This is a genomic window from Alkanindiges illinoisensis (genome assembly GCF_004377485.1).
Lineage (GTDB): Bacteria > Pseudomonadota > Gammaproteobacteria > Pseudomonadales > Moraxellaceae > Alkanindiges > Alkanindiges illinoisensis_A.
This window is the reverse complement of sequence record NZ_SNTY01000036.1, coordinates 41,714-64,487: the sequence shown is the minus strand read 5'-3', so window position 1 is coordinate 64,487 and position 22,774 is coordinate 41,714. Positions and strand designations below refer to the sequence as shown.

Below are 22,774 nucleotides of genomic sequence, written 5' to 3'. Positions count from 1 at the left end.
TGCCCAGACTATTCATTAAAAAAGCCAGTCTGCATAAAACTGGCTTTTTTAATTTCATTGTTATTGCAGCCTGCTTTTAGGCAATTGCAATTAATCCGTTAGTCTTCCAGTTCTGCGGTGGCATCAGTTTGGGGCTGCTGTACCGCTGGGCGACTGGCGGGCTTGTCTCCGGCCAGAATCCGTTCACGAGCCTTGCTGACAAACCGCGCTCCCTCAACATTCATGGCCGTGACCAGTAATGCTTCACGGGTTTGCGCATCGGTTGGGCTATCAAACGGGGATAGCTGGAAATACTGTTGCAGGTTTAACACCTGATCATCGGTTAAGTGCACTGCCAGCTGGTTGGCATCAACCTGATGAATCAGGCTTTGTGCCAGTGCCTGCGCAGGCTGGTTGTGTTGCGGCTCGGCCAGTGCCGTGCGGGTGTGCAAGGCAAAGCGCTTAATGTCACGATGGCGGCGATACACCACTTCGGTAAGCAAATTAAATAACTGCGCCAATTGCGCCAAAAACAGCGCACTTTGCGGATGGTTGCCTGATGCACTCACAATCGCGCCGCTTTCGCCAAATGGCTGCACAATTTTGCAGTCTACGGGCTTGCCGGATTGACCATCCAGTCCTTCAAAATGCTGGCGGTTTTGCTGGATTGCCTGCTCCAGCAAGGTCTGGCACAAACTAAAATACGGACGCGCCAGGCCAGGACTTAAAGTGCCCAGCAATTGCTTGGGGTCAACAAAACCAATCCGCAGGATAAAGGCATTGTCCTGTGTTTCTGTCGTTGAGCCATCATTATTAGAACTGGCTTGAACAGGTTTCGGGATTTCCGCAGGATTAGCCATTGCCCGTGCCATCACTGCATTTTTCTGCGCCTGTTCCGCATGCAGTTTCAAGGCCAGCAGTTGTTCCTGCAATTGCTGCTCACGTGCCAGTGTCGCCAGATATTCGCGCCGGGTTGGACGCGCCACCACGCGATATAATAGCCACAGTAACAGATGCGTGATTAATGACAGCAGTATTGGCAGCCACTGGGTACGGATCATTTCACCAATGCTGGGCTGAATTAGCGTGAGTTCAATTTGCCCAATGGCTTTTTGATCCAGCAAGACTTTCTTTTTAAAGACCTCACCTGACCGTGTGGGCGCATTGCCACTGCTGGTGAGCACCCGGCCATCTGCTGCCATGATTTTTAGGGATGCTACATCAGGACGGCTGGTGTAGCGATTGGCCATTAATGCCAGCGACACCGTGTCCACTGGTGCCAGCATGGCAAGGCTGTCATCAGCCAGCTGTCGTGTCATTAAATCACCCTGAATGGCGCGTGTATGACCCAGCTGGTGGTTGGTTGTATGCACCATCAGGATGACATGCACGGCAAAACTAATAATCAGCAGGCTGGCATACAGCCCTTGGCGAGGCGCGTTCAAGTGAAAGTTCCTAATGTGTAAACAGGCAAATAGATGACAAATAGATTATGATTCTACACGACTTGCTTCTCAAGCCTGAGACGATTAATGCGTGAAATAATTCTTATCTCTTTTTTAGGCCCTGATCAACCCAATCAATTTAACCGAATGATGCAGGTGTTGACCACCCATCAACTGGATATTTTAGATGTTGGCCAGGCAGTCATCCACAATCAGCTCACCCTAGGCATTGTGGTGGCCAGTGATCAGCCCACTCAGGCGGCACTCGCCATGAAAGATATGCTGCTGCTGGCGCATGAGATTGGCCTGACCCTGTACTTTAAACCCATTAGTTTTGAGGAATACCAGCACTGGGTTAAAGAAGGCGGCAGAACCAAATACATTGTGACAGTGCTATCACGTGAATTGACCGCGGCACATTTGCAGGCCGTTACGCAAATTATTTCGCAGCATGGCTTTAATATTGAAACCGTCACCCGCCTGTCTGGCCGTCTGGGCATGGATGACAGTGACACTGAGCAACATCGCAAGGCCTGTGTGGAATTTGGCTTAAGCGGCCAGCTACTGGATGCACAGGCGCTACGTGCCGATTGCCTAAAACTGAGCACTAACCTGTCGATTGATATTGCGGTACAGGAAGACAATGCCTATCGCCGCAACCGCCGTCTGGTGTGCTTTGACATGGATTCAACCTTAATTGAGCAGGAAGTCATTGATGAGCTGGCGCTGGAAGCAGGGGTTGGCCCGCAGGTTGCTGAAATTACCGAACGTGCGATGTCCGGTGAGCTGGACTTTAAGCAAAGTTTTGCCGCCCGGGTGGCACTGCTCAAAGGGCTGGACACCCAAGTGCTGGAAAAAATTGCTGCACGCCTGACCATCACTGAAGGCACCGAACGGCTGATTGCCACGCTTAAGGCACTGGGCTATCGCACAGCGATTTTATCAGGTGGTTTTCAGTATTTTGCTGAGATGTTACAGCGCAAGCTGGGCATTGATGAAGTGTATGCCAACCAGCTGGATGTGGTAGATGGTATTGTCACCGGTGAAGTAATTGGACAGGTGGTGGATGGCAACCGCAAGGCTGAATTACTGCGTGAACTGGCCGAAAAGCATGGCATCAGCCTGCAACAGGTGATTGCCGTGGGAGATGGTGCCAATGACCTACCCATGCTGTCCATTGCTGGACTGGGGGTGGCATTTCGCGCCAAGCCCTTAGTGCGTGAAAATGCACGTCAGGCCATCTCCAGCGTGGGTCTGGACGGAATATTATATCTGCTTGGGGTGCGTGATAAAGATTTGTAAACCTTTAATCTACATAGACTATAAGGTTTTTACGTTCTGAAACTGATTATTTTTTACACAATATTTTTATTGGTTTCAGAACGGTTACAATCCATTTTAATATTTTGTCATAAATCGCGTAACGTGCTCATTGCTAATAAAATAATCAAATGACTGCTTCACCCTTAAAAAAAATATTTTGCCGATTTTTTGCTGGTCAGTGAATGTAATGACAGGCAAATCCAGTTACATAAGTGCTTTTTTAAGCTTTGCAGTCTGCAAAAATGTAATGACATTTAGCCTACGCGTCACTCCATGACGCAACAGGCATTTTAACCTCTTTTCAAATTGATGCAGTTACGCATAATAGCGCCATGACGCAGCATTTCTGGTTTTACCGGCATTTTGCCTTAACGGGCACCTCGTATTACTAGATGATAATTCGCTGGAAAACCTGCCACGTCATGAGGGTGAGTTACTGAAAAAATAGCTGCTAATTAAATTGACGCTACTTAAAAACAGATAAACAAAACCTGAAAACGCATCGTTGCAGCACAACATGGGGTCTGGTGGTGATGTCATGCTGCACAATAGTGCAATAACTTAGATTACGGTGTCCCGCACACCCGTACAGGAGGGTTCATCATGTTAAATGGTGAAATGAGCACAATGATTGGTGGTGGTCTGGTGGCCTTGGGCATGATCATCATATTCTTTTCTCCGTATCGCCGCTGGCTGGGCTTCATGCTGGCAGGAATGCTGTTCTGGTGTTTCCTGGAAATTATCCGGGTGTGCAGCCAGTACCTGTTCAGTTTTACCGATTTTCAGGGTTATATGACAGGCGTAGGTGCTGCATTGGCCTTGCTGGCCACCTGGCTTGCTGCGACCAATGAGCAGCCTGTAGTAACCCAGCAACGCTGCATTGAACATACGCCAGTGTATGATGATGACCTTGGCTCTTTGTCAGGTCACTAAGATCAATCATGCGGGCTTAACTGTGGCCAATGACTCTGTTAAGCCCGCATGAACCAGTTATTTTGAAAGAAATATTAAAAATAGACTTAAAAAAAACAACATAAATGAAAAACTTATCACCTAGCCTGCGCGTTTGCTTGATAGCATGATAAAGCACCCTGCTGATTCACTGGGCTTGCTTCATTTTTGACTTGTCAATTCATTGCAAAGGCTAGCCACAGGCGCTAGCATGCAAGCCATAGTGATTATCAGCTATTTGCCAGAATTTAAAATCAAGAGTTAAATCATGAATCTATCATCGCTTCCTGTTATCAACTTACCCCTGATTAATGTCAGCACCGATCCGTTTGACCTGTTGCTGGTGGCTTTGGGCCTGCGCATGCAGCAACTGTCCAAAACCAGCCCCAAGTTTATTGAACTGCTGCATGGCCGTAACTTCACTTTACAGCTGGAAAGCAAAAATGGTATTTCTCGCCATTTTATTATTCAGGATGAACACGTCAAAATGGCATCAGGCACAGCAGCCAAGCCGGATTTTACCTTACGTTTTGAGGATAGCCTGTTTGCAGTACAAACCCTGCTAAAAGGTGATCCAACCGTATTCATGACCGGCATGCAGTCTGGCAAAATCCAGATGGAAGGTGATTTTTCCTTGCTGATGTGGTTTAACCAGGCGGCCAAGCTGATTGCCCCCAACATTCCAAAACCTGTGCTGAAAAAAATCAAGCAGGCACAGCGTTTTATCATGGACAAGAAAGCCGCTTTAAAAGGATAAGTTTTCATGCAACGCACAGACTGGACACGAGCTGAAGTGGCGCAGATTTATGAGCAGCCCTTTAATGACCTGCTGTTTACTGCCCAGACTGTGCACCGCCAGCATTTTGATCCCAACACCGTACAAGTCAGTACCTTATTGTCGATCAAGACCGGCGCCTGCCCTGAAGACTGTGGCTACTGTTCACAATCCAATAGCTATGACACCCCACTCACCCCGCAAAAGAAACTGCAAATTGATGAAGTGCTAAAAGCAGCACAGGCGGCCAAAGACAGTGGCTCATCACGCTTTTGCATGGGTGCCGCGTGGCGTAATCCGCATGAACGCGACATGCCCTATGTGCTGGAGCTGGTACGTGAAGTCAAAGGCATGGGGCTGGAAACCTGCATGACTTTAGGTATGCTTACGTCATCCCAGGCTGAACGCTTAGCCGATGCAGGCCTGGACTACTACAACCACAATCTGGATACCTCACGCCAGCACTACAGTAATGTGATCACCACCCGCAGCTTTGATGACCGCCTGCAAACTTTAGAGCATGTGCGCAACAGTGGCATGAAAGTGTGTAGCGGCGGCATTTTAGGCTTAGGTGAGCAGCAAGCTGATCGCATCAGCTTATTGCATGAACTGGCGACCCAGCCCATTCATCCCCAGTCAGTACCCATCAATATGCTGGTGCCGATTGCAGGTACTCCCCTTGCAGACGCCCCCAAGGTCAGTGTGATTGAATGGGTTAGAACCATTGCCACTGCCCGTATCCTGATGCCCACCAGTTATATTCGCCTGTCTGCAGGTCGTGAAAGCCTCACCGATGCTGAGCAGGCGCTATGTTTTCAGGCTGGTGCCAATTCGTTTTTTTCTGGCGAGCAATTGTTGACCACTCCCAATGCAGGTGAAAGCCGTGATGCAATTTTGTTTGCACAACTGGGCATTAGCAAAGAAAAAGCCAAGCTGGATGTTAAGGCTAATGCAATCAATGCGATGAGTGCCTAAGGGCGGCCTGATTTTCTAGCATGAGCCTTGAACAGTTTAAGCTGGCACAAAAATATGCTGACCTGCAACAGCAATATTTAGACCGTCACACGCAAGTGATTGATCAAGGGGTGACACCGCTGGTGCAACGCCACGGCAAAACCCTGATTAACTTTTCCAGTAATGACTATTTGGGGCTGGTCAGTCATCAAGCTATTACCGCAGCAACTGTTGATTATTTAAAACAGCATGGCATTGGCGCAGGGGCTGCGCATCTGGTCACGGGACATCATACGATTCACGAGCAGCTTGAACAACGCCTTGCACAAATCACGGGTTATCCCAAAGCCATGCTGTTTTCAACCGGTTATATGGCCAATATGGGCGTAATTGATGCTTTGATGGGTAATCTGTCCGATAGCAAAGACGGTATTATTTATCAGGATCGTTTAAATCACGCTTCTCTTTTAGATGGCGGACGCTTGTCTTGTGCCAAGTTAAGACGCTATCCGCATCTGGATATTAATCAGCTTAATGCATGGTTAAATCAGGATTCTAGCGCACAAAAATTAATCGTTACTGATCAAATATTTAGTATGGATGGTACCGAAGCACCATTACATGATCTGATAAAAACCGCCGAACAGCATCAGGCGGCACTTATGATTGACGATGCGCATGGCTTTGGCTTGCGCACTCAGCCTTTGCCCAAGGTTGATATATACATGGGCACGCTGGGCAAGGCCATTGGAACTTTTGGCGCATTTGTGGCTGGTTCGGAATTACTGATTAACTATTTAAAAAGCCGGGCACGCACGTTTGTATATACCACCGCTACACCGCCACTGATTGCGGCAGCAACACTGGCCGCACTGGATGTAATTGCGAAGGAACCGTGGCGACAATTAAAATTACAGCAACATATTGGCCGCTTGCGTAGCGCTTTAATGGGGCAAGGCTGGCAACTACTGCCGAGTCAGTCCGCCATTCAGCCGATTATTGTGGGGAATGCTGAGGACACCTTGGCATTGTCAGCAAAATTGCTGGAGCAAGGCATCTTGGTGAGTGCAATTCGCCCGCCGACTGTTCCACGTGGAACATCACGGTTAAGAATTACCTTAAGTGCAGCGCATACGGATGAGCACATTTCTCAGTTAATTAGTGCTTTAGCTAGGGTCTGTCATCAATTAGCTTGAGAAAATCTAACCTGTCCTCATTATTTTTTCATGACTAAACGCTATGCATTAAGAGATGATCAGTGGGAACAGATTAAGGATCTGTTACCCGGACGAGCGAGTACTGTTGGAGTAACTGCCAAAGACAACAGGCTATTTGTTGAAGCAGTATTGTATCGGTATCGTTCAGGTATTCCGTGGCGAGACTTACCAGAACGCTTTGGTGATTTTAGAGTCGTGCACACTCGCTTTAGCCGTTGGGCTAAAGCAGGCGTATGGCAGAGAGTTTTTGAAGTGCTATCACATGAAAGTGACAATGAATATGCCATGCTAGACTCAACCATTGTGCGCGCTCATCAACACAGTGCCGGAAAAAAAAGAACAGGCGATCGGACGCAGTAAAGGTGGCTTAAGTACCAAAATTCATGCCCGTACTGATGCTTTAGGCAACCCAACAGGATTTTATCTCACTGCCGGGCAGGCTCATGACTTAAATGGTGCTGATGTGCTGCTGGACTTATCGTTAAGTCAGACTTGGCTCATGGATAAAGCTTACAATTCCAAGGATAGGGTGATTGATCCAATCCATAAGATCAATGGCCAGATCGTGATGCCGTCCAAAAGTAACGCGATTGATCAGCGTGATTATGACCAACATCTTTATAAGGCAAGACATCTGATCGAGAACTTCTTCGCCAAGCTCAAGCAGTATCGAGGTATTGCTACGCGCTATGATAAATTGGCTCAAAACTTCCTGTCAGCGATCTACCTTGCCTCAATCATGATATGGCTTAATTGATGACACGCCCTAGTCATCAAACTTTGTTTCGGTAACTACCGAATTAATATTTTCTGGTTTATTTTTGGGTTCAACAGCCCGTTCTTCCTGCATTTCTTTCATTAAAAAGAAATTTAAACCAGTCCGAATAATGGCAATTGCAGCCAGTTTACCAATTTGTTCCCAACTGGGTGACACGGCGGTTGATAAAATATCGGCAGCCAGTTGGAACTCCAGGCCTAAAGCCAGATAACGCGCGAAGATCAGCCGAACCGGCGTAAACCCATCAGGATGGCGGCTAGCAAACGCTTTTAAAAATCCATAGAGCGCGGCAAAAATACCAAAAGCAATAATGAGCGCACCGACGCTTTCCACCATGAGACGTAACCAGCTGACAGCTTGAATAACAAAGGTTTCTGTTTGTTCAAACATCAGTGAAATATCCTGTGTTTTAATTTTTAATCCTGATTAGTTCTATCCTGTTTTGGCTTTGGAATTCAGTAATGGTTATGTGAAAGATCATTTAATACCTTATGGGCAATTTAAGCCATCTTTAGCATTTCAAGATAATTTTTACGTCCAATAAAATCTGTCATTATTAAGGGATAAGGTGCTAAACACTTTGCACAAGCAGCATAATGTACTAAGTGCTCGTTAGGCAATTTAAACTGAGCTAATAAGCTCCATTCTGTTTTAGTTTTTATTATTGAATTCCCAATATATTTACAACTTTCACAGTAAGTGAGTTGCCAGAAATTTTCAGGAAGCTTTAATTCTAAAAGTTGCAAGAACTGTTCAGCGAATTCCTTAATATAGATGCTCTGATTTTCTTTAGTCAGTCCACTGTTCCAGATAGCACCATGCTCTTCATTCTCAATAAAATAGATATCCTCACTTAATGCATCCCAGATTCTAAACAAAGGTTCTTCATGTTCGGTTAAAAATGCTAGGCGACTTAAATTATCAACTGCCGTTGCTGGTAGCGTATTTTCTTTTAATATTTCAATGCAACACAATTTAGCATAAATTTTTAAAGACTCATTCTTATCAGGTAGCTGAATATTCAATTCAGAAAGACATTTTTCAAAACACGTTTCAATTTCATATCTATCAATATTTTTCTCTAATCCAAAACTAGCAAGAATCATAATATTCTCGCTCTCGACACCTTGATTTAGTAGCGATTCTGCCCAGTCACTGTAATCACACAGTTGAACATTACCAAAAGCTATTTTTGCAGCAAGTACTTCAATATTCATTTTTTAAAATTATCTCTATCAATTACTTTTAAGCCCAAATCACCAGCACCGCGCCTAACATCACCAGCCATAATCCGGCGTGATCGGTTTTTACCAGTTTTTCCTTAAAGAAATATAAGGAGATTAGCAGAGTAAATAACACTTCAATTTGCCCCAAGGTTTTGACCAGCGGCACCGACTGCAAACTCATGGCACTAAACCAGCCTAGTGATCCCAAAAAACTGGCCAGACTCACCCGTGCGGTCAAGCCTTTACGCTGGCGCATGGCGGCTAGCGTTTTTGGACTTTTTATAGAAAGCCAGACCAGCAACAACAGGTTTTGTAAGCTAATGGCACACAGCAACACCCAGCCCGCACGGTGCAAAAATGGCAACTGGCTTAGCTCAAGACTGGCTTCTCGCACCATGAGTGAGGCAATGGCAAAACACAGGCCACTGGCAAGTCCTGTCCACAGCGTTGGCCATGACAGTGTGGCCATGGAACGCGCTCCGCTCAATAAAAATACCGCAACTGCGCCTACCAGTACTCCCATCCAGCCCAGCCATGACAACTGTACTCCCAGCACAGCTACCCCAATGATGGCCGCCAGAATCGCCTCACTTTTGGCAAGGCCCACCCCTATAGCATAGTTTTTTTGCTGGAACAGTTTCACCATGAGTATTGTGGCCAGAATCTGGCTTACCGCCACCAGACCAATGTACAGCCAGAAGCGAGTCCCAAAACTGCTCACAGGCGCTGATTGAGCCACTGGCTGAAAGTGATACAGCAATAGCAGATACAATACAGCCAGCGGCGTTGCACCAATAAAGCGTGCCAGCGTCACGCCATAGGCATCTACGGTGGTGCTGAGCTGTTTTTGAAAGGCATTGCGCCAGGCCTGCATAAATGCAGCCATGATGGTAAAGAAAATCCAGATCATTACTGTGCCTTCAGGCTATTGATGGGGCTGGCTGAATTAAGATTATAAATATTATGTCTAAATTTTCCTGTAAAAATAGGATGATAGCACAACAGCACGTTATTCGAATTCCAGCATAAAGGTCACTGGCCCATCGTTTTGCAGGCTCACCTGCATGTCGGCTCCAAATGCGCCGGTTTGCACATTTGGATAAACATTTTTGGCATGGGCAACCAGTTGGCTAAACAGTTCACGCGCCTCATCGGGTGGCATGGCCGGGCCAAAATCCGGACGCAATCCCTTACGTGTTTCGGCCATCAGGGTGAACTGTGACACCAGCAGCAAGCCGCCATTCACTTGCTGCACATTTAAATTCATGCGATCACTGTCATCGCTAAAAATGCGGTAGGCCAAAATTTTCTTGAGCATTTTTTCGGCAGTTTGCAGGGTATCGGTTTTGCCAAGGCCGACAAACACCAGTAAGCCCTGCTCAATTTGCCCAATGACGTTGCCATCCACTTCAACTTTGGCATGCTTAACGCGTTGAATCAGTGCCCGCATAATGTGATTCCAGACTGTTTTGGCTATTGTGAAACAAGCAGCCCGATGCTGCAATTGTTGTGATGGGTTTATCCATTAAGCTACGCTACAGCCTTTATTCCTAGACCTGATTTAGGCTGCAAAAATTTTGCAAAAAATACAAAATGCTTTGGGTGGTCAACCAAGCCAAGTTCTTGTACAGTGGTTTTTTACTGTCTTTTTTCATGCTCATGATGTCTGCCGAACCCCTTAGCCTGCCCCTGCTGGTGGATGCCGAACAACTGCTGCCGGTGCTGAATCATCCCTTGCTGCGTATTGTCGATTTGGGCAAGCCCCGGGTGTATGAACAGGTGCATTTGCCCAATGCATTGTCCTTAGCACCTGCGCTGTTGGTTCGGCAGGAAGAACATGCCTCAGGTTTGCTGCCAGATCATGAGCAACTGCAACAATTGCTGCAAACATTGGCAATTACACCTGAGCATCAGGTGGTGGTATATGACGATGAAGGCGGTGCCTGGGCAGGCCGTCTGATCTGGACGCTGCATATTCTGGGTTTTGACAAGGTAAGTTTGCTAAATGGCGGGATTCATAGCTGGCTGGCCAAGGGCTTGCCGACCAGCAGTGAGGTGCCCAGCTTTGCTGCGGTTGAGTCTTTTCCACCCAATCCATTAAATCTTGAGCTACGCATTACCTTGGATGAGCTAACAACCATTCTGACTGAACAACCGGATGCCTATAACCTGTGGGACTGTCGCACGCATGGCGAATATACAGGTGCAAGGCTGGCCGCACGGCGTGGCGGTCATTTGCCGGGCGCATTTCATTATGAATGGAACACTATGCTGGATCGGCAAAATAACCTGTGTTTGCGTCCCCTGCCTGAGATTATGGCGGAACTACAGCAGCAAGGCCTAAACCCGCAAAAACCTGTGATTGTGTATTGCCAGAGCCATCATCGTTCCGGGCTGGCCTATGTACTGGCGCGGCTGTTCAATTGGCCGGTTCGCGCGTATGATGGCGCGTGGAGTGAATGGGGCAATCGACTTGATACGCCTATTGTGACAGGAGAACACCCGCTTTGAGTCAAGACAACACCAATCAGAAGAAAAGTTTGATGGATAAGGCTTTTATCCAGTTTCAGCATCTGGCACCGCAGCATGGTTTAAGCCGTCTGGTCGGCACGCTGGCCGCCAGCAAAAATCCGCTGGTGAAAAAGGCGTTTATCAAGCTGTTCCATGACCGTTACCAGATTGATATGAGTCTGGCGGAAATTGAAGAGCTGTCCCGGTTTGGCTCGTTTAATGAATTCTTTACCCGCGCGCTCAAAGTGGATGCCCGCCCGGTAGATGCTTCGCCCACCAGTATTGTTTCGCCTGCCGATGGTGCAATTTCCCAGTTGGGTAAAATTGACGGCGACGAGATTTTTCAGGCCAAGGGACAAAATTTTTCCCTCAACCAGCTGATTGGTGATGCCGCACTGGCGCAACACTTTGTAGGTGGAGAATTTGCTACCGTATACCTGTCACCACGTGATTATCATCGCGTACATATGCCATTTGCCGGTCGCCTAACTGACACCATTTATGTGCCGGGCAAGCTGTTTTCAGTTAATACCGTCACTGCTGAAAACGTGCCTGCCCTGTTTGCGCGTAATGAGCGTCTGGTCTGCCTGTTTGACACCAGCGTGGGCCGCATGGCCGTGGTGCTGGTGGGTGCCATGATTGTGGCCGGTATTGAATGTGTGGCTACCGGCAAGATCAAGCCATCCGGCAAGCTGGAACACCGCAAGCATGACCTTCAGCTTGATAAAGGCGCGGAACTGGGCCGTTTTTATCTGGGTTCGACTGCCATTGTGCTGTTTGAAAACAGCAAGATTAACTGGCTGGCCCCATTTGAAGCGGGTAGCACGGTGATGATGGGTCAGGCCATGGGTACTGTTATTAACGCGCAATAATTATGCGCTTGTTTAATCTGTTAATTTAAAACTTTCAACGCCATGTTTTGCTGAAGCATGGCTGCTATAAAAAGGAATTTTATGGCACTTCAAACATCGCTTAGCCTGTTGGGCTTAAGCCTGCTGCTTACCTTAACCGGTTGTGCCACGCGTCAGGTTCAGCCACTGCTGCCTACCACAGCACAGGGCACGCTGAAGCAAAGCCATTATCAAATGCGCATGACCACGGATGATGGCGTTACCTTGTCCTTTACCGTATACCAGCCCGCACTTGCACCCGGCCAAACTGCACCGCTGATTCTTCACACGCATGGCTTTGGCCTGTCCCGCATGAAACGCCCGTATTTAAGCCTGTATGGCAGTGTCATGCCCACCGGACAAGGTGCCGAAGCCGCCTGGAAACGCGGTTACTGGATGATTAGTTTTGACCAGCGCGGGCACGGCGGGCTTGATGGCACGGGTGGTAAGATTCGCCTCATTGATCCGCAATTTGAAGGGCGTGATGTCAGCCGGGTGATTGACTGGGCTGAGAAAAACCTGCCGCAACTGGCTCGTAATGCCAATGGCGCACGAGTTGGCATGATTGGTGAATCCTATGGTGGGGCCATTCAATATATTGCCTCAGCACACGACAAACGTATTCAGGCTCTTGTACCCGTTACCACTTGGTACAATCTGGAATACAGCCTTGCGCCTAATGGCGTGCCCAAAAGTGGCTGGCTGGATTTATTGAATATTGTGGGCGACTGGTGGAACTGAAACAAGTTTGATCCTGCCCTGAAAATGGCCTATCAGGACACCAAAAATGGCGCGATTTCAGCATCCTCTTACCAATTCTTAAAAACCCATCAGGCACGCTGGTTTTGTGATACCCAGCAGGCGCCACAAGCCGATACGTTGATTATTCAGGGTTTTCGTGATGTGCTGTTTCCGTTTAATGAAGGCATTTCAGCGTATCAATGTTTAAAGCAGGCCGGCCATGATGTGCGCTTGCTGGGTGTTGAAGGCGGCCACCTGCAACCGGGCGTACAGCATTCACCGGGGCTTGAGCTACCGACCTGGTACATTGGCAAAAATATGGATTGTCAGGGTAAAATAATTAATATTCAGGCCATGATTGCCCACTGGTTTGATGCCAAGCTCAAGGACCAGCCTGCACAAGCCAGCCAGATTCCAGAAGTGTGCATTGACCATAGTCCGGCCAGCAGTATTGAGGCTATGAAGCCTGCCGTGAACTACACGCTGCCAGCCTTGCACATGACCGCTGGCGGTGGCTACGAATGGCTGTTTAAGTCCACGGATCGCTTGCGGCATTTATTGACACCCCGGCACTTGCCAGCCAACTGGCAGCAACCACAACAGGGCGGTTCACGTCCGTTACTGCTACCACTCACCCGCATGACACAGGATCAATGGCTGACTGGCATTCCACGCCTGCACCTCAACATTGATACACCTGATGCAGCTAAAGCCGAAAACTCCCCGACCCTGTTTATCGCACTGGCACGCTGGACTCCCGGCAAAGGCAGCTATCAGGTGTTAAATGAACAGGTAATTCCCATTAACCTGCAAAAATTGCACTATCGCAATCAAATGCTTGGCCAGTTATCTGTGCCCATTGATGACCCGGCCAAGGGGATTGATTTACCAGCCGTAAATGCAAAACTTAAGCAAGGTGAGGTATTGGGCCTGATGATTAGCAGCCGCAGCCGTTACTTTGGCCGTAGCAGCAAGGCCCATGCACAGGCCAATATCAGTGGTTCTATTACATTACCAACCATGCTACCAGCCAATTATGCATCTAATTAAGCTTTGATTTATCAGCTTTTAAGCATTAAAAAACGCAGCAAGGTTATGTCTTGCTGCGTTTTTTAGCATTAGCCTGTTCAAAACAGGCTTCAACCTCTAGCCAAAAATCTTGAAACGCTCATCGCGTTGCATGTAGTTCTTGTCGCCCGCTGGTGATTCAATCGAACCAAATGGCATTTGCGCACGCAGTTTCCAGCTGGCTGGAATACCAAAGCGGGCAGCAACTTCATCATCAATAATTGGATTGTAGTGTTGCAGCGTAGCACCAATATTTTCATTAGCCAGTGCCGACCACACCGCAAACTGCGCAATACCAGTAGAATGCTCAGACCAGACCGGGAAATTTTCTGCATACAGGGCAAATTGCTCCTGCAGGTTTTTGATAATGTCCTGATCTTCATAAAACAGCACAGTGCCAAAACCGGCTGCAAATGAAGAAATCTTGTTGCTGGTGGCTTCAAAGGCGGCTTCCGGCACAATCTTGCGCAGGGTTTCACGCACAATTTCCCAAAAATCCACGCTGGCCTGACCAAACAGGATCACGGCACGCGAGCTTTGTGAGTTAAACGATGACGGGCTTTGTTCAACGGCGGTTTGAATCAGCTCACTGAGTTGATCCTGTGACAAATTTACATTTTTGCCAATGTGATAAATGGAGCGGCGTTTTGCAATGCTGTCTAAAAACGGGTTGGCCATGATTTTGTATTCCTAGCAAAATATTAAAATTTGAATGAATTTTAAAATCGGTTATTTGGCCAGCGCTTCGGTGGTAATGTTGACCTTGATTTCATCACTGACCGCAGGCACATACTGGGCAATACCAAAGTCAGAACGCTTAAAGCTGGTGGTAGCATTAAACCCAATCGCCTGTTTTTTGGCCATGGGATGCTCGCCCTTGCCATTTAAGGTGGCATTGAGCACCACGGGCTTGGTTACGCCTTTAACGGTTAAGTCACCGGTAATTTTGAAGTGTTTTTTGTCCTTGGTTTGTACCTTGGTACTTTTAAAGGTGATGTTGGGATATTTGGCTTCGTTAAACCACGCATCGGTTAAAAACTCCTTGTCCAATGCTTCCACATGGCTATCCACGCTCTTCACCGGAATGGTTACGCTCACGCTGGATTTTTCCGGGTGCTTATCGTCGACGCTAATTACGCCCTGCACATCATTAAAGTTGGCGGTTGGATTGGAAAAACCAAAATGGCTCCAGCTAAACAGGGTAGCAGTGTGCTTGGAATCAATCTGGTAATCCGTGGTGGCTGCCATACTGGTGCTACTGGCTGCAATCAGTGCTGTACTGATCACCGTAGTGTGGGCAAGCATTTTTAGTTTTTGCATCATTAACTTTTGCATTGTCATTCGCCTCATTTGTTAGTCGTGCTTCATTGTAGCCAATGATTTTTAAATGTCAGTGTCATTTCTCACAACAGTTTGTTGCATATTTGGAACATTGCTGATTTAAAAATCAACAGACTCACCAAAAAAACAGCATTATTTTCTTGAATTTCAGCACGATTACCCTCACTCAAGGGACAGGTTTTACTGAAACGTACAGCAACGTCAAAACATTGCCGCAAGGCCTAAGGACTGTACATGATTCAATTTTTTAAACGGAGGTCAGCCATGTCTAGCCAAGACAATTCCATACCTGAAAACGGCACCAACAACAATGCGCAGATCGACCCACAGGATCAGATCAAGAACGATAGCGATTTTGTGCCTTCCGCTACGCCTGTAGATGACAATGACAACAACGCTAGCCCGGAAGATTTGCAGGCGCGCATTGCCGAACTTGAAGCAGAAATTACCGATGTCAAAGCCCGTGCCAATGCCGACATGTACAACTTCCAGAAACGGGTTGAGCGCGAAACCGACAACGCCAAAAAATATGCACTGGAAAAGTTTGCCGGTAGCTTGCTGGACGTGGTTGACAATCTGGAGCGTGCACTCACAGCGGCAGGCAATGATGAAAACCCGGTGATTGAAGGTGTGCGTCTAACCCATAAAAGTTTGCTGGGTGCGCTGGAAAAACACGGTATTAGCGTGGTTGATCCGGCAGGTCAGCCGTTTAATGCCGAGCTGCATCAGGCGGTGGGCATTGATCCCAATACCCCGGCAGGTCAGGTGGCCAATGTGCTGCAAAAAGGCTATAGCCTGTCCGGCCGTTTACTGCGTCCGGCCATGGTTACCGTTGGCCAGTAATGGCAACAAATGAATTAAACCCGCGCGCTGGCTCTTGACCTGCCTAAAGCGCGCTGATGATTGATTAAGTTTGACTAGCCTGCTGCTGTGCATAAGCAGTGCTGTGATTCGTTGTTTTTCGACGCTTTTTTTGAATTATTTTTAAAATTTTTTGCAGGATTTGCTTGAAATTTACCGATTCACACCGATATCGGATAACAAGCAGCCACTACTGCAAAATGATGAGGAGAGATACACATGGCCAAAATTATTGGCATTGACTTAGGCACCACCAATTCCTGTGTTGCCGTACTGGAAGGCGACAAAGTAAAAGTAATCGACAATGCTGAAGGCGCACGCACCACGCCATCCATTATTGCTTATAAAGATGGTGAAGTACTGGTTGGCCAGAGCGCCAAGCGTCAAGCCGTGACCAACCCAAAAAACACCCTGTTTGCCATCAAGCGTTTGATTGGCCGTCGCTACAGCGATGACGTGGTTCAAAAAGATATTGCCATGGTACCGTACAAAATTGTACAGGCTGACAATGGCGATGCGTGGGTAAACGTCAACGACAAAAAACTGGCTCCACAACAGGTTTCTGCTGAAATCCTGAAAAAAATGAAAAAAACCGCCGAAGATTATCTGGGCGAAACGGTAACTGAAGCGGTAATTACCGTGCCTGCGTATTTCAACGATGCGCAGCGTCAGGCTACCAAAGATGCCGGTAAAATTGCAGGTCTGGACGTTAAGCGTATTATTAACGAGCCAACTGCTGCTGCCCTTGCCTTTGGTATGGACAAGAAAGAAGGCGACCGCAAAATTGCCGTGTATGACCTTGGCGGTGGTACATTTGACGTGTCCATTATTGAAATTGCCGACGTTGATGGCGAACAGCAGTTTGAAGTACTGTCCACCAATGGTGACACCTTCCTGGGCGGTGAAGACTTTGACCTGGCACTGATTGACTTTCTGGTTGAAGAATTCAAGAAAGAACAGGGTGTTAACCTGAAGAATGATCCATTGGCACTGCAACGCTTAAAAGAAGCGGCAGAAAAAGCCAAGATTGAGCTATCTTCTGCATCATCAACCGAAGTAAACCTGCCCTACATTACTGCTGATGCCTCTGGTCCAAAACACCTGGTGGTGAATATCACCCGTAGCAAACTGGAAGGTCTGGTGGGTGATCTGGTAGCGCGTACCATGGAACCCTGCAAAATTGCACTGAAAGATGCTGGCTTGTCAGCTTCTGACATTGATGACGTGATTCTGGTGGGTGGTCAAACCCGTATGCCACTGGTACAGGCCAAAGTGCAGGATTTCTTTGGTAAAGAGCCACGTAAAGACGTGAACCCGGATGAAGCAGTTGCTGTCGGTGCAGCCATTCAGGGTGCAGTATTGGGCGGTGACAAGAAAGATGTACTGCTGCTGGACGTAACGCCACTGACGCTGGGTATTGAAACCATGGGCGGTGTATTGACACCGATCATTGAGAAAAACAGCATGATTCCAACCAAGAAATCACAGGTTTTCTCAACCGCCGATGACAACCAGCCAGCGGTCACCATTCAGGTGTTCCAGGGTGAGCGCAAAATGGCTGCACAGAATAAGCTATTGGGACGTTTTGACCTGACAGATATTCCACCAGCACCACGTGGTATGCCACAAATTGAAGTAACCTTTGATATCAACGCAGATGGTATCTTGAATGTATCTGCCAAGGACAAAGGTACTGGCAAAGCGCAGTCCATTCAAATTAAAGCCAACTCCGGTTTGTCTGATGCTGAAATTGAGCAAATGATCCGTGATGCGGAAGCCAATGCCGAAGAAGATAAAAAATTCGAGGACTTGGCCAAGGCACGCAACGAAGCGGATGGCCTGATTCACAGCACACAAAAAGCCATCAAGGATCTGGGTGACAAAGCCACTGATGAAGAAAAAGCCTCTATTGATGCGGCAATCTCTGAGCTCGAAGCGGCCACCAAGGAAAATGATGTTGATGCCATCAAGGCCAAGATTGAAGCCTTGTCCAATGCCTCACTGCCATTAATGCAGCGTGTGTATGAGCAGAACCAGCCGCAAGGTGGTGATGCCGGTGCGCAAGGTTTTGATCCAAACAGCTTTGGTCAGGGTGCCGGTGGTCAACAGCAACAGCCTGCCGACGATGGTGTGGTTGATGCCGAATTTACCGAAGTGAAAGACGACAAAAAATAATTTGTCGGCCTGACCCTTTCGGGTAAAAATAAAAGCCGCTCTGGTTAAAAAACCGGGGCGGCTTTTTTATGGCCTTAAATTTTGTTTGGGCTTTCATGTAAGGCTGTTCAAACCACAGAATAACAAATGCACACTGGTATTTAACCTATCGCGCTTTAAAATTTATCTCTTAAGTCATTCATAATGACCAACAATAATGGCTTTAACCAATAGATTTAAGACAACAACCGAGGACAATAATGATGCAGGCAATGATGAAAAAATTATTACTGGGGGCTGGCTTGGCTGCTGTGTGCTTTACAGCGCAGGCTGATAATTGTGACCATACCCGTAATAGTCTGGATGCCATTCACTGTAGCAATATCATTTATCAAAAGGCCGATAAAGAGCTCAATGCCACCTATCAGCAATTGGTCAAAAAACTCAAAGTGAATGAGAAAAAAACCCTGCGTCGTGCACAGATTCGCTGGATCAAGCAACGTGATCAGGCTTGCACCATGAATAGCGTGGATATGGGTGAAGTGATTGATAGCGCCTGCCTGCTGGATCAGACCACCAACCGTACCAACTGGCTTAATGACCGTCTGCGTGAATGTAATACCGTGGGCTGTATAGCCAGCAAACTGGATAATTAACAGCTTTGCGCCAAAACTGTTTTTGAGCATCTGTTTGTTATTAACCGCTCCATGTGAGCGGTTTTTTATGCCTGCTTTTCAGGTCAGTTTTTACTAAAAAGTTTGCTTTAATCTAAGCACGCGCCATTTTATACTCAATAAAATAACTCTATTCGTGTTCATGCTAATGCGTTCCTGGTTGCCTGTCTTAATGGTCATCATTGTCCTGTTTTATTTATATCAGGCGGGACAATCGCAGCGTCGCCACACCAGTCTGGCCACCCAGCTGTTGCATCCATTTGATCACCGGGTGCATTACCGGATTGGGCAAGTTGACCCGCAATTTAAGCTGTCAAAAACCGAAGTGATTGATTTAGCCAAACAGGCCACTGAAATCTGGCATCAGGGCACCGGCAAAACCTTATTTGTTTATGATCCCTCAGCGCGCCTAAGCATTAACCTGCGCTTTGATGAGCGGCAGCTTGAAAGTAACCTGCGCCACTCCCAGCAGCAACAGTTACAACAGGAACTGGCCAGCCAGCAAAGCAATAGTAGTGAATATCGTCAGCGTCAGATGCAACTGGAGCAGCAACGCCAGCAACTGGATTTGCGTGAAGCGGCTTTTCAGCAGCGGCTAGCCAGCTACAACCGCACCGTGCAGGACTGGAATGCACTGGGCACGCTGGATGAGTTTAACCGCCAGCAACTGGAGCAACAGCAACGCCTGCTGGATGCAGAACAGCAGGATATCCGCACTGCCATTGACAGTTATAACCAGCAGGTCAATGCCTTGAATCAGGTGGCAGGCAGCCTCAATCAAATGGCCGATCACTATAATGATGCAGTGAGTCGTTATCAGGCACGCTTTGCGCCGCGTGAATTTGAAAAAGGGGTTTATGATGGCCAGCACATCAATATTTATGAATTTAGTTCAGCTGCCGATTTACGTCTAACCATTGCGCATGAACTGGGACATGCGCTGGGCCTTGGTCATAACACCGATCCCTATGCCCTGATGTACCCGGTACTTAAACAGCAGGATGTCGATCATTTCCGTCTGACGGTGGCTGATAAAACCCTGCTGGCACAGCACCTTCATTAATTAAAATAAAAGCCACTGATGCTATTTTTAGCTTTAAGGTTCCACGTGGAACCTATAAAAAATTTTAGTGTCCCTGCTCCTGCTCAATCATACGCTGCCCAGCCACCTGCTTGGCAAACTGCATGGCAACCCGGCCAGAACGGTTGCCCTTTTGCGTGGCCCATTGCAATGCCAGCTTTTCCTGTGCCTTGATGTCTTCATCAGACCAGCCAAATCGGCTGAGCCAGACATGGATCAGGTTTAAATATTCCTGCTGATTAAAGCCATAAAAGGTAATTTGCAGGCCAAAACGATCTGCCAGAGATACTTTTTCCTCAATACTGTCGCCCGGATGAATTTCGCCATCTGGACTTTGATGGTATTCCAGATTATCGCGGTTTTTTTCAACCATGAGATGCTTACGGTTGGAGGTGGCATAAATCAGCACATTGCTCGATGGCCCGGCAATCGAACCATCCAGCACGGTTTTTAGCCCGGCATAGCTGGTATCGCCTTCTTCAAACGACAGGTCATCACAGAAAATAATAAATTTTTCCGGGCGGTTATTAATGGCCGCCACAATACGTGGCAAGTCATTTAAAAACTTCTTTTCCACTTCAATCACGCGCAGGCCCAGCGCATGAAATTCCTTAAGGCAGGCCTTAACCAGCGACGATTTTCCCGTACCGCGTGCACCAGTGAGCAGCACATTATTAGCAAAAAATCCTTTCACAAACTGTTCGGTATTCTGCCGAATTTTAAGCTGCTGCTTGTCCACATTGCACAGGGCATCAAACTCAATCAGTTGTGGCTGGTGCAAGGGAATAAAACCAGCACTCTGTAGCAAGGCCTCGGTTTTTTCCCATCGAAAGGCAATGGCAGTATCCAGCACCGCCGTATCCGGCACTACCGAGGGAAAAAGATGGCCAAACACCTGTGTCAATTGATCCAGCCGTGCAGTGAGCTGGGCAATGGCTTGGATTAAATCCTGTTCGCTACGTTTCTCAGTCATGTTGATCTCAATGCTCCACTCTGGCAAAACGGCCACCGGCTGACAGACCACGTTTCTATTATGCGACTATTAGCCGCGATTGTATTGCGCTAAACTTTCAAAAATTGTCGCCAAAGCAACATTTGTTTATGCAGTCTGATCCCAATTATTTTGTGGCCTTTGAACAGGCGCATGTGCCGCTTTATAGCATGGCAATCGATTATACGGCTGGCCATCATTTTGCCACCCATGCGCATGATACAGCCCAGCTGCTATATGCGATTGAAGGCCTTATGCTGATTGAAACCGCCAAAGGCCGCTGGATTGTGCCCTCACAGCGCGGAGTCTGGCTGGCGCCGCAGACATGGCATGCGGTCACCATGTTAACAGCAGTTAAAATGCGTAGCGTGTTTATTCAACCCAGTGTGGTGATGCATTTTAATGCGGCCATTTGTGTGCTGCAAACCTCAGCGTTGCTGCGCGAGCTGATTCTGGCCAGTAGCCAGATTATGGCACCCTATAGCGAAAATTCACGTGAAGGCCGCATTACAGCGCTGTTGCTGGATGAACTTAGGCTATCTCCTTTATTGCCCTTTTACTTGCCATGGCCCACAGATTTACGCCTTCAACAGCATTGCCAGCAGTTGCTGGACTTTCCACAGCAGCACAGCACCATTGCTCAGATTTCCCAGCAACTGGGCATGAGCCAGATGACCTTGCAGCGCTGGTTTATCCAGCAAACCGGATTGCGTTTTGGTCAGTGGCGGCAACAGGCCCGGCTGCTTTTAGCGCTTGAAAAACTGGCGCGTGGTGAAAAGATTATTTCTGTCGCGCTTGAGGTGGGTTATGCCAGCCAGAGTGCCTTTACCGCCAGCTTTAAGCAGCAGTTTGGTTTAACCCCTTCCCTGTTTTGCCGCCAGTCCTGAGCTGATGTTTCACGTGGAACATCAACTTCCCAAACTCAGATTAATGGCTGAACAAGTAAAAATTAAGCATTACCTGTGCCAGTGCCTTGTCCTTTGGGTTTAGGCTAACCGTCATCCGCCTGAAATTCACAATATCCGCCTGCATGCCAGTAAATTTTGCCACGCCATCACTGGGATAATGTGAAACTAGTTGATAGTGGTAAAGCGCTGTTTGACCGCCATCTGGAGCAGTTTTCAAATGCACAGTCTTTACAGGGACATTACTGCCTCTATAAAACCAGAACTCATTTTTTTTGGCTTCCTGTTGCGCGGCTTTAAAAAACAATGATGCACTGCTTAATGCACAGCCTACACAGGCGGAACTATCGTCCATGCTCAGATACTGTTTTCCATCAGGACTAAACATGACAAGCGCTGCAATGCCCGATGGCCCCATGCTGGCTTCAATGGTATTCCAGTGCCTGGGCGCCAAAAACCATCCCAAGCCTTCGACCTGATAAAGCGCCAATTGCTGTGCCTGTGCAGCATTGAGTGTGAAGTTGAAATTACAGGCTTTTGGCTGACAGGATGTGAAATCCTTGAGCAAAGCATCTTCTTTTATGCCGTCACTGACCGGATTTTCAATACTAATGCCATAGGCCGGAATGAAAATGTTCCCCTTAAACCGGGCATTGCCCAGCGCTATCCACTGGTGAATCCGGGCACGTTCTGCCGCTGAGCTGTGTAATTTTGGGAAAGCAAACTGGTAAATATGATCATCAGCAAATCCTGTCGTGCTTACACCTAACACCAGACCCAAACCAACGAATAAAAACCGCATCCTGTAAATATAACCACTGAGCTGCAAAGACATAGCGTTTGTTTTCCTGATAAAAAAAGCAGGATCACATGTATCCTGCTTTAGATTTAGCATGAATTAACCTGCTT

Annotated in this window: 23 protein-coding genes and 1 pseudogene; 15 read left to right on the top strand and 9 right to left on the bottom strand. The window is 47.5% G+C overall.

Translation table 11 applies throughout. From position 1 onward, the window contains the following. Positions 1-98: 98 nt before the first annotated feature. Positions 99-1,424: a hypothetical protein gene (locus E2B99_RS09345; RefSeq protein ID WP_134244709.1), complete on the bottom strand. Its 1,326-nt coding sequence runs from the start codon at positions 1,422-1,424 to the stop codon at positions 99-101. Positions 1,425-1,511: 87 nt separating this feature from the next. Between E2B99_RS09345 and serB the strand changes: the two genes are divergently transcribed. The 6 genes and pseudogenes from serB (at position 1,512) to E2B99_RS09315 (ending at position 7,401) form a co-directional block, all read left to right on the top strand. Next, positions 1,512-2,726, top strand: coding sequence for a phosphoserine phosphatase SerB (gene serB / locus E2B99_RS09340; protein ID WP_134244708.1), 1,215 nt, complete (start codon positions 1,512-1,514; stop codon positions 2,724-2,726). Positions 2,727-3,350: 624 nt separating this feature from the next. Further along, positions 3,351-3,680, top strand: a complete 330-nt coding sequence (aciT, locus tag E2B99_RS15035; protein ID WP_134244707.1) for an AciT family ciprofloxacin tolerance protein — start codon at positions 3,351-3,353, stop codon at positions 3,678-3,680. A 286-nt stretch (positions 3,681-3,966) separates the two neighbouring features. Beyond that, a complete protein-coding gene (locus E2B99_RS09330) occupies positions 3,967-4,455 on the top strand; it encodes an SCP2 sterol-binding domain-containing protein (protein ID WP_134244706.1) in 489 nt (162 codons plus the stop codon). A 6-nt stretch (positions 4,456-4,461) separates the two neighbouring features. Continuing rightward, positions 4,462-5,448 carry a biotin synthase BioB gene (bioB, locus tag E2B99_RS09325; RefSeq protein ID WP_134244705.1) on the top strand — a complete coding sequence of 329 codons (987 nt, stop codon included), beginning with the start codon at positions 4,462-4,464 and terminating at the stop codon, positions 5,446-5,448. A gap of 20 nt (positions 5,449-5,468) precedes the next feature. Next, entirely contained in the window at positions 5,469-6,623 is a 1,155-nt protein-coding gene (gene bioF / locus E2B99_RS09320; protein ID WP_134244704.1) for an 8-amino-7-oxononanoate synthase, read from the top strand. 30 nt (positions 6,624-6,653) lie between these two features. Beyond that, positions 6,654-7,401, top strand: a pseudogene (locus E2B99_RS09315) (IS5 family transposase). Between the two features lie 9 nt (positions 7,402-7,410). Here the strand turns inward: E2B99_RS09315 and E2B99_RS09310 are convergent. The 4 genes from E2B99_RS09310 to dtd form a co-directional block, all read right to left on the bottom strand. Continuing rightward, on the bottom strand, positions 7,411-7,812 hold the full coding sequence (locus E2B99_RS09310) for a DUF1622 domain-containing protein (RefSeq protein WP_134244703.1): 402 nt from the start codon (positions 7,810-7,812) through the stop codon (positions 7,411-7,413). 110 nt (positions 7,813-7,922) lie between these two features. Further along, positions 7,923-8,639, bottom strand: a complete 717-nt coding sequence (locus E2B99_RS09305; protein WP_134244702.1) for a hypothetical protein — start codon at positions 8,637-8,639, stop codon at positions 7,923-7,925. A 28-nt stretch (positions 8,640-8,667) separates the two neighbouring features. Next, entirely contained in the window at positions 8,668-9,558 is an 891-nt protein-coding gene (locus E2B99_RS09300) for a DMT family transporter (protein WP_134244701.1), read from the bottom strand. A 99-nt stretch (positions 9,559-9,657) separates the two neighbouring features. Further along, complete coding sequence (dtd, locus tag E2B99_RS09295) at positions 9,658-10,098, bottom strand: D-aminoacyl-tRNA deacylase (RefSeq protein WP_134244700.1); 441 nt, start codon at positions 10,096-10,098, stop codon at positions 9,658-9,660. Between the two features lie 212 nt (positions 10,099-10,310). Here dtd and E2B99_RS09290 point away from each other — a divergent pair, with 212 nt between their 5' ends. From E2B99_RS09290 to E2B99_RS15105, 4 genes are all read left to right on the top strand, one after another. After that, the gene (locus tag E2B99_RS09290; RefSeq protein ID WP_134244792.1) at positions 10,311-11,159 is read left to right on the top strand and encodes a sulfurtransferase; all 849 of its coding nucleotides are present in this window, start codon (positions 10,311-10,313) and stop codon (positions 11,157-11,159) included. Between the two features lie 32 nt (positions 11,160-11,191). After that, a complete protein-coding gene (gene asd / locus E2B99_RS09285) occupies positions 11,192-12,031 on the top strand; it encodes an archaetidylserine decarboxylase (protein WP_134244791.1) in 840 nt (279 codons plus the stop codon). Between the two features lie 81 nt (positions 12,032-12,112). Next, positions 12,113-12,790 carry a CocE/NonD family hydrolase gene (locus tag E2B99_RS15110; RefSeq protein ID WP_430981469.1) on the top strand — a complete coding sequence of 226 codons (678 nt, stop codon included), beginning with the start codon at positions 12,113-12,115 and terminating at the stop codon, positions 12,788-12,790. Positions 12,791-12,814: 24 nt separating this feature from the next. Then, positions 12,815-13,840: a hypothetical protein gene (locus E2B99_RS15105; protein ID WP_430981468.1), complete on the top strand. Its 1,026-nt coding sequence runs from the start codon at positions 12,815-12,817 to the stop codon at positions 13,838-13,840. Positions 13,841-13,936: 96 nt separating this feature from the next. Here the strand turns inward: E2B99_RS15105 and E2B99_RS09275 are convergent, their stop codons facing one another. Beyond that, positions 13,937-14,536: a nitroreductase family protein gene (locus E2B99_RS09275; protein WP_134244699.1), complete on the bottom strand. Its 600-nt coding sequence runs from the start codon at positions 14,534-14,536 to the stop codon at positions 13,937-13,939. A gap of 51 nt (positions 14,537-14,587) precedes the next feature. Then, complete coding sequence (locus tag E2B99_RS09270) at positions 14,588-15,163, bottom strand: YceI family protein (protein ID WP_134244790.1); 576 nt, start codon at positions 15,161-15,163, stop codon at positions 14,588-14,590. Positions 15,164-15,463: 300 nt separating this feature from the next. Between E2B99_RS09270 and grpE the strand changes: the two genes are divergently transcribed. From grpE to E2B99_RS09250, 4 genes are all read left to right on the top strand, one after another. Continuing rightward, positions 15,464-16,042: a nucleotide exchange factor GrpE gene (gene grpE, locus E2B99_RS09265; RefSeq protein ID WP_134244698.1), complete on the top strand. Its 579-nt coding sequence runs from the start codon at positions 15,464-15,466 to the stop codon at positions 16,040-16,042. Positions 16,043-16,279: 237 nt separating this feature from the next. After that, the gene (dnaK, locus tag E2B99_RS09260; RefSeq protein ID WP_134244697.1) at positions 16,280-18,235 is read left to right on the top strand and encodes a molecular chaperone DnaK; all 1,956 of its coding nucleotides are present in this window, start codon (positions 16,280-16,282) and stop codon (positions 18,233-18,235) included. A 251-nt stretch (positions 18,236-18,486) separates the two neighbouring features. Next, the gene (locus E2B99_RS09255; RefSeq protein ID WP_240687786.1) at positions 18,487-18,870 is read left to right on the top strand and encodes a lysozyme inhibitor LprI family protein; all 384 of its coding nucleotides are present in this window, start codon (positions 18,487-18,489) and stop codon (positions 18,868-18,870) included. 190 nt (positions 18,871-19,060) lie between these two features. Beyond that, complete coding sequence (locus E2B99_RS09250) at positions 19,061-19,951, top strand: matrixin family metalloprotease (RefSeq protein WP_240687785.1); 891 nt, start codon at positions 19,061-19,063, stop codon at positions 19,949-19,951. Positions 19,952-20,015: 64 nt separating this feature from the next. Here the strand turns inward: E2B99_RS09250 and E2B99_RS09245 are convergent, their stop codons facing one another. Then, on the bottom strand, positions 20,016-20,942 hold the full coding sequence (locus E2B99_RS09245; RefSeq protein WP_134244695.1) for an ATP-binding protein: 927 nt from the start codon (positions 20,940-20,942) through the stop codon (positions 20,016-20,018). A gap of 128 nt (positions 20,943-21,070) precedes the next feature. On the opposite strand from E2B99_RS09245, the gene E2B99_RS09240 reads away from it, so the two are divergent. After that, complete coding sequence (locus tag E2B99_RS09240) at positions 21,071-21,847, top strand: AraC family transcriptional regulator (protein WP_134244694.1); 777 nt, start codon at positions 21,071-21,073, stop codon at positions 21,845-21,847. A 40-nt stretch (positions 21,848-21,887) separates the two neighbouring features. On the opposite strand, the gene E2B99_RS09235 is transcribed toward E2B99_RS09240, so the two are convergent. Beyond that, positions 21,888-22,700 carry a DUF4850 domain-containing protein gene (locus E2B99_RS09235; protein ID WP_166739027.1) on the bottom strand — a complete coding sequence of 271 codons (813 nt, stop codon included), beginning with the start codon at positions 22,698-22,700 and terminating at the stop codon, positions 21,888-21,890. Positions 22,701-22,774 lie beyond the last annotated feature (74 nt).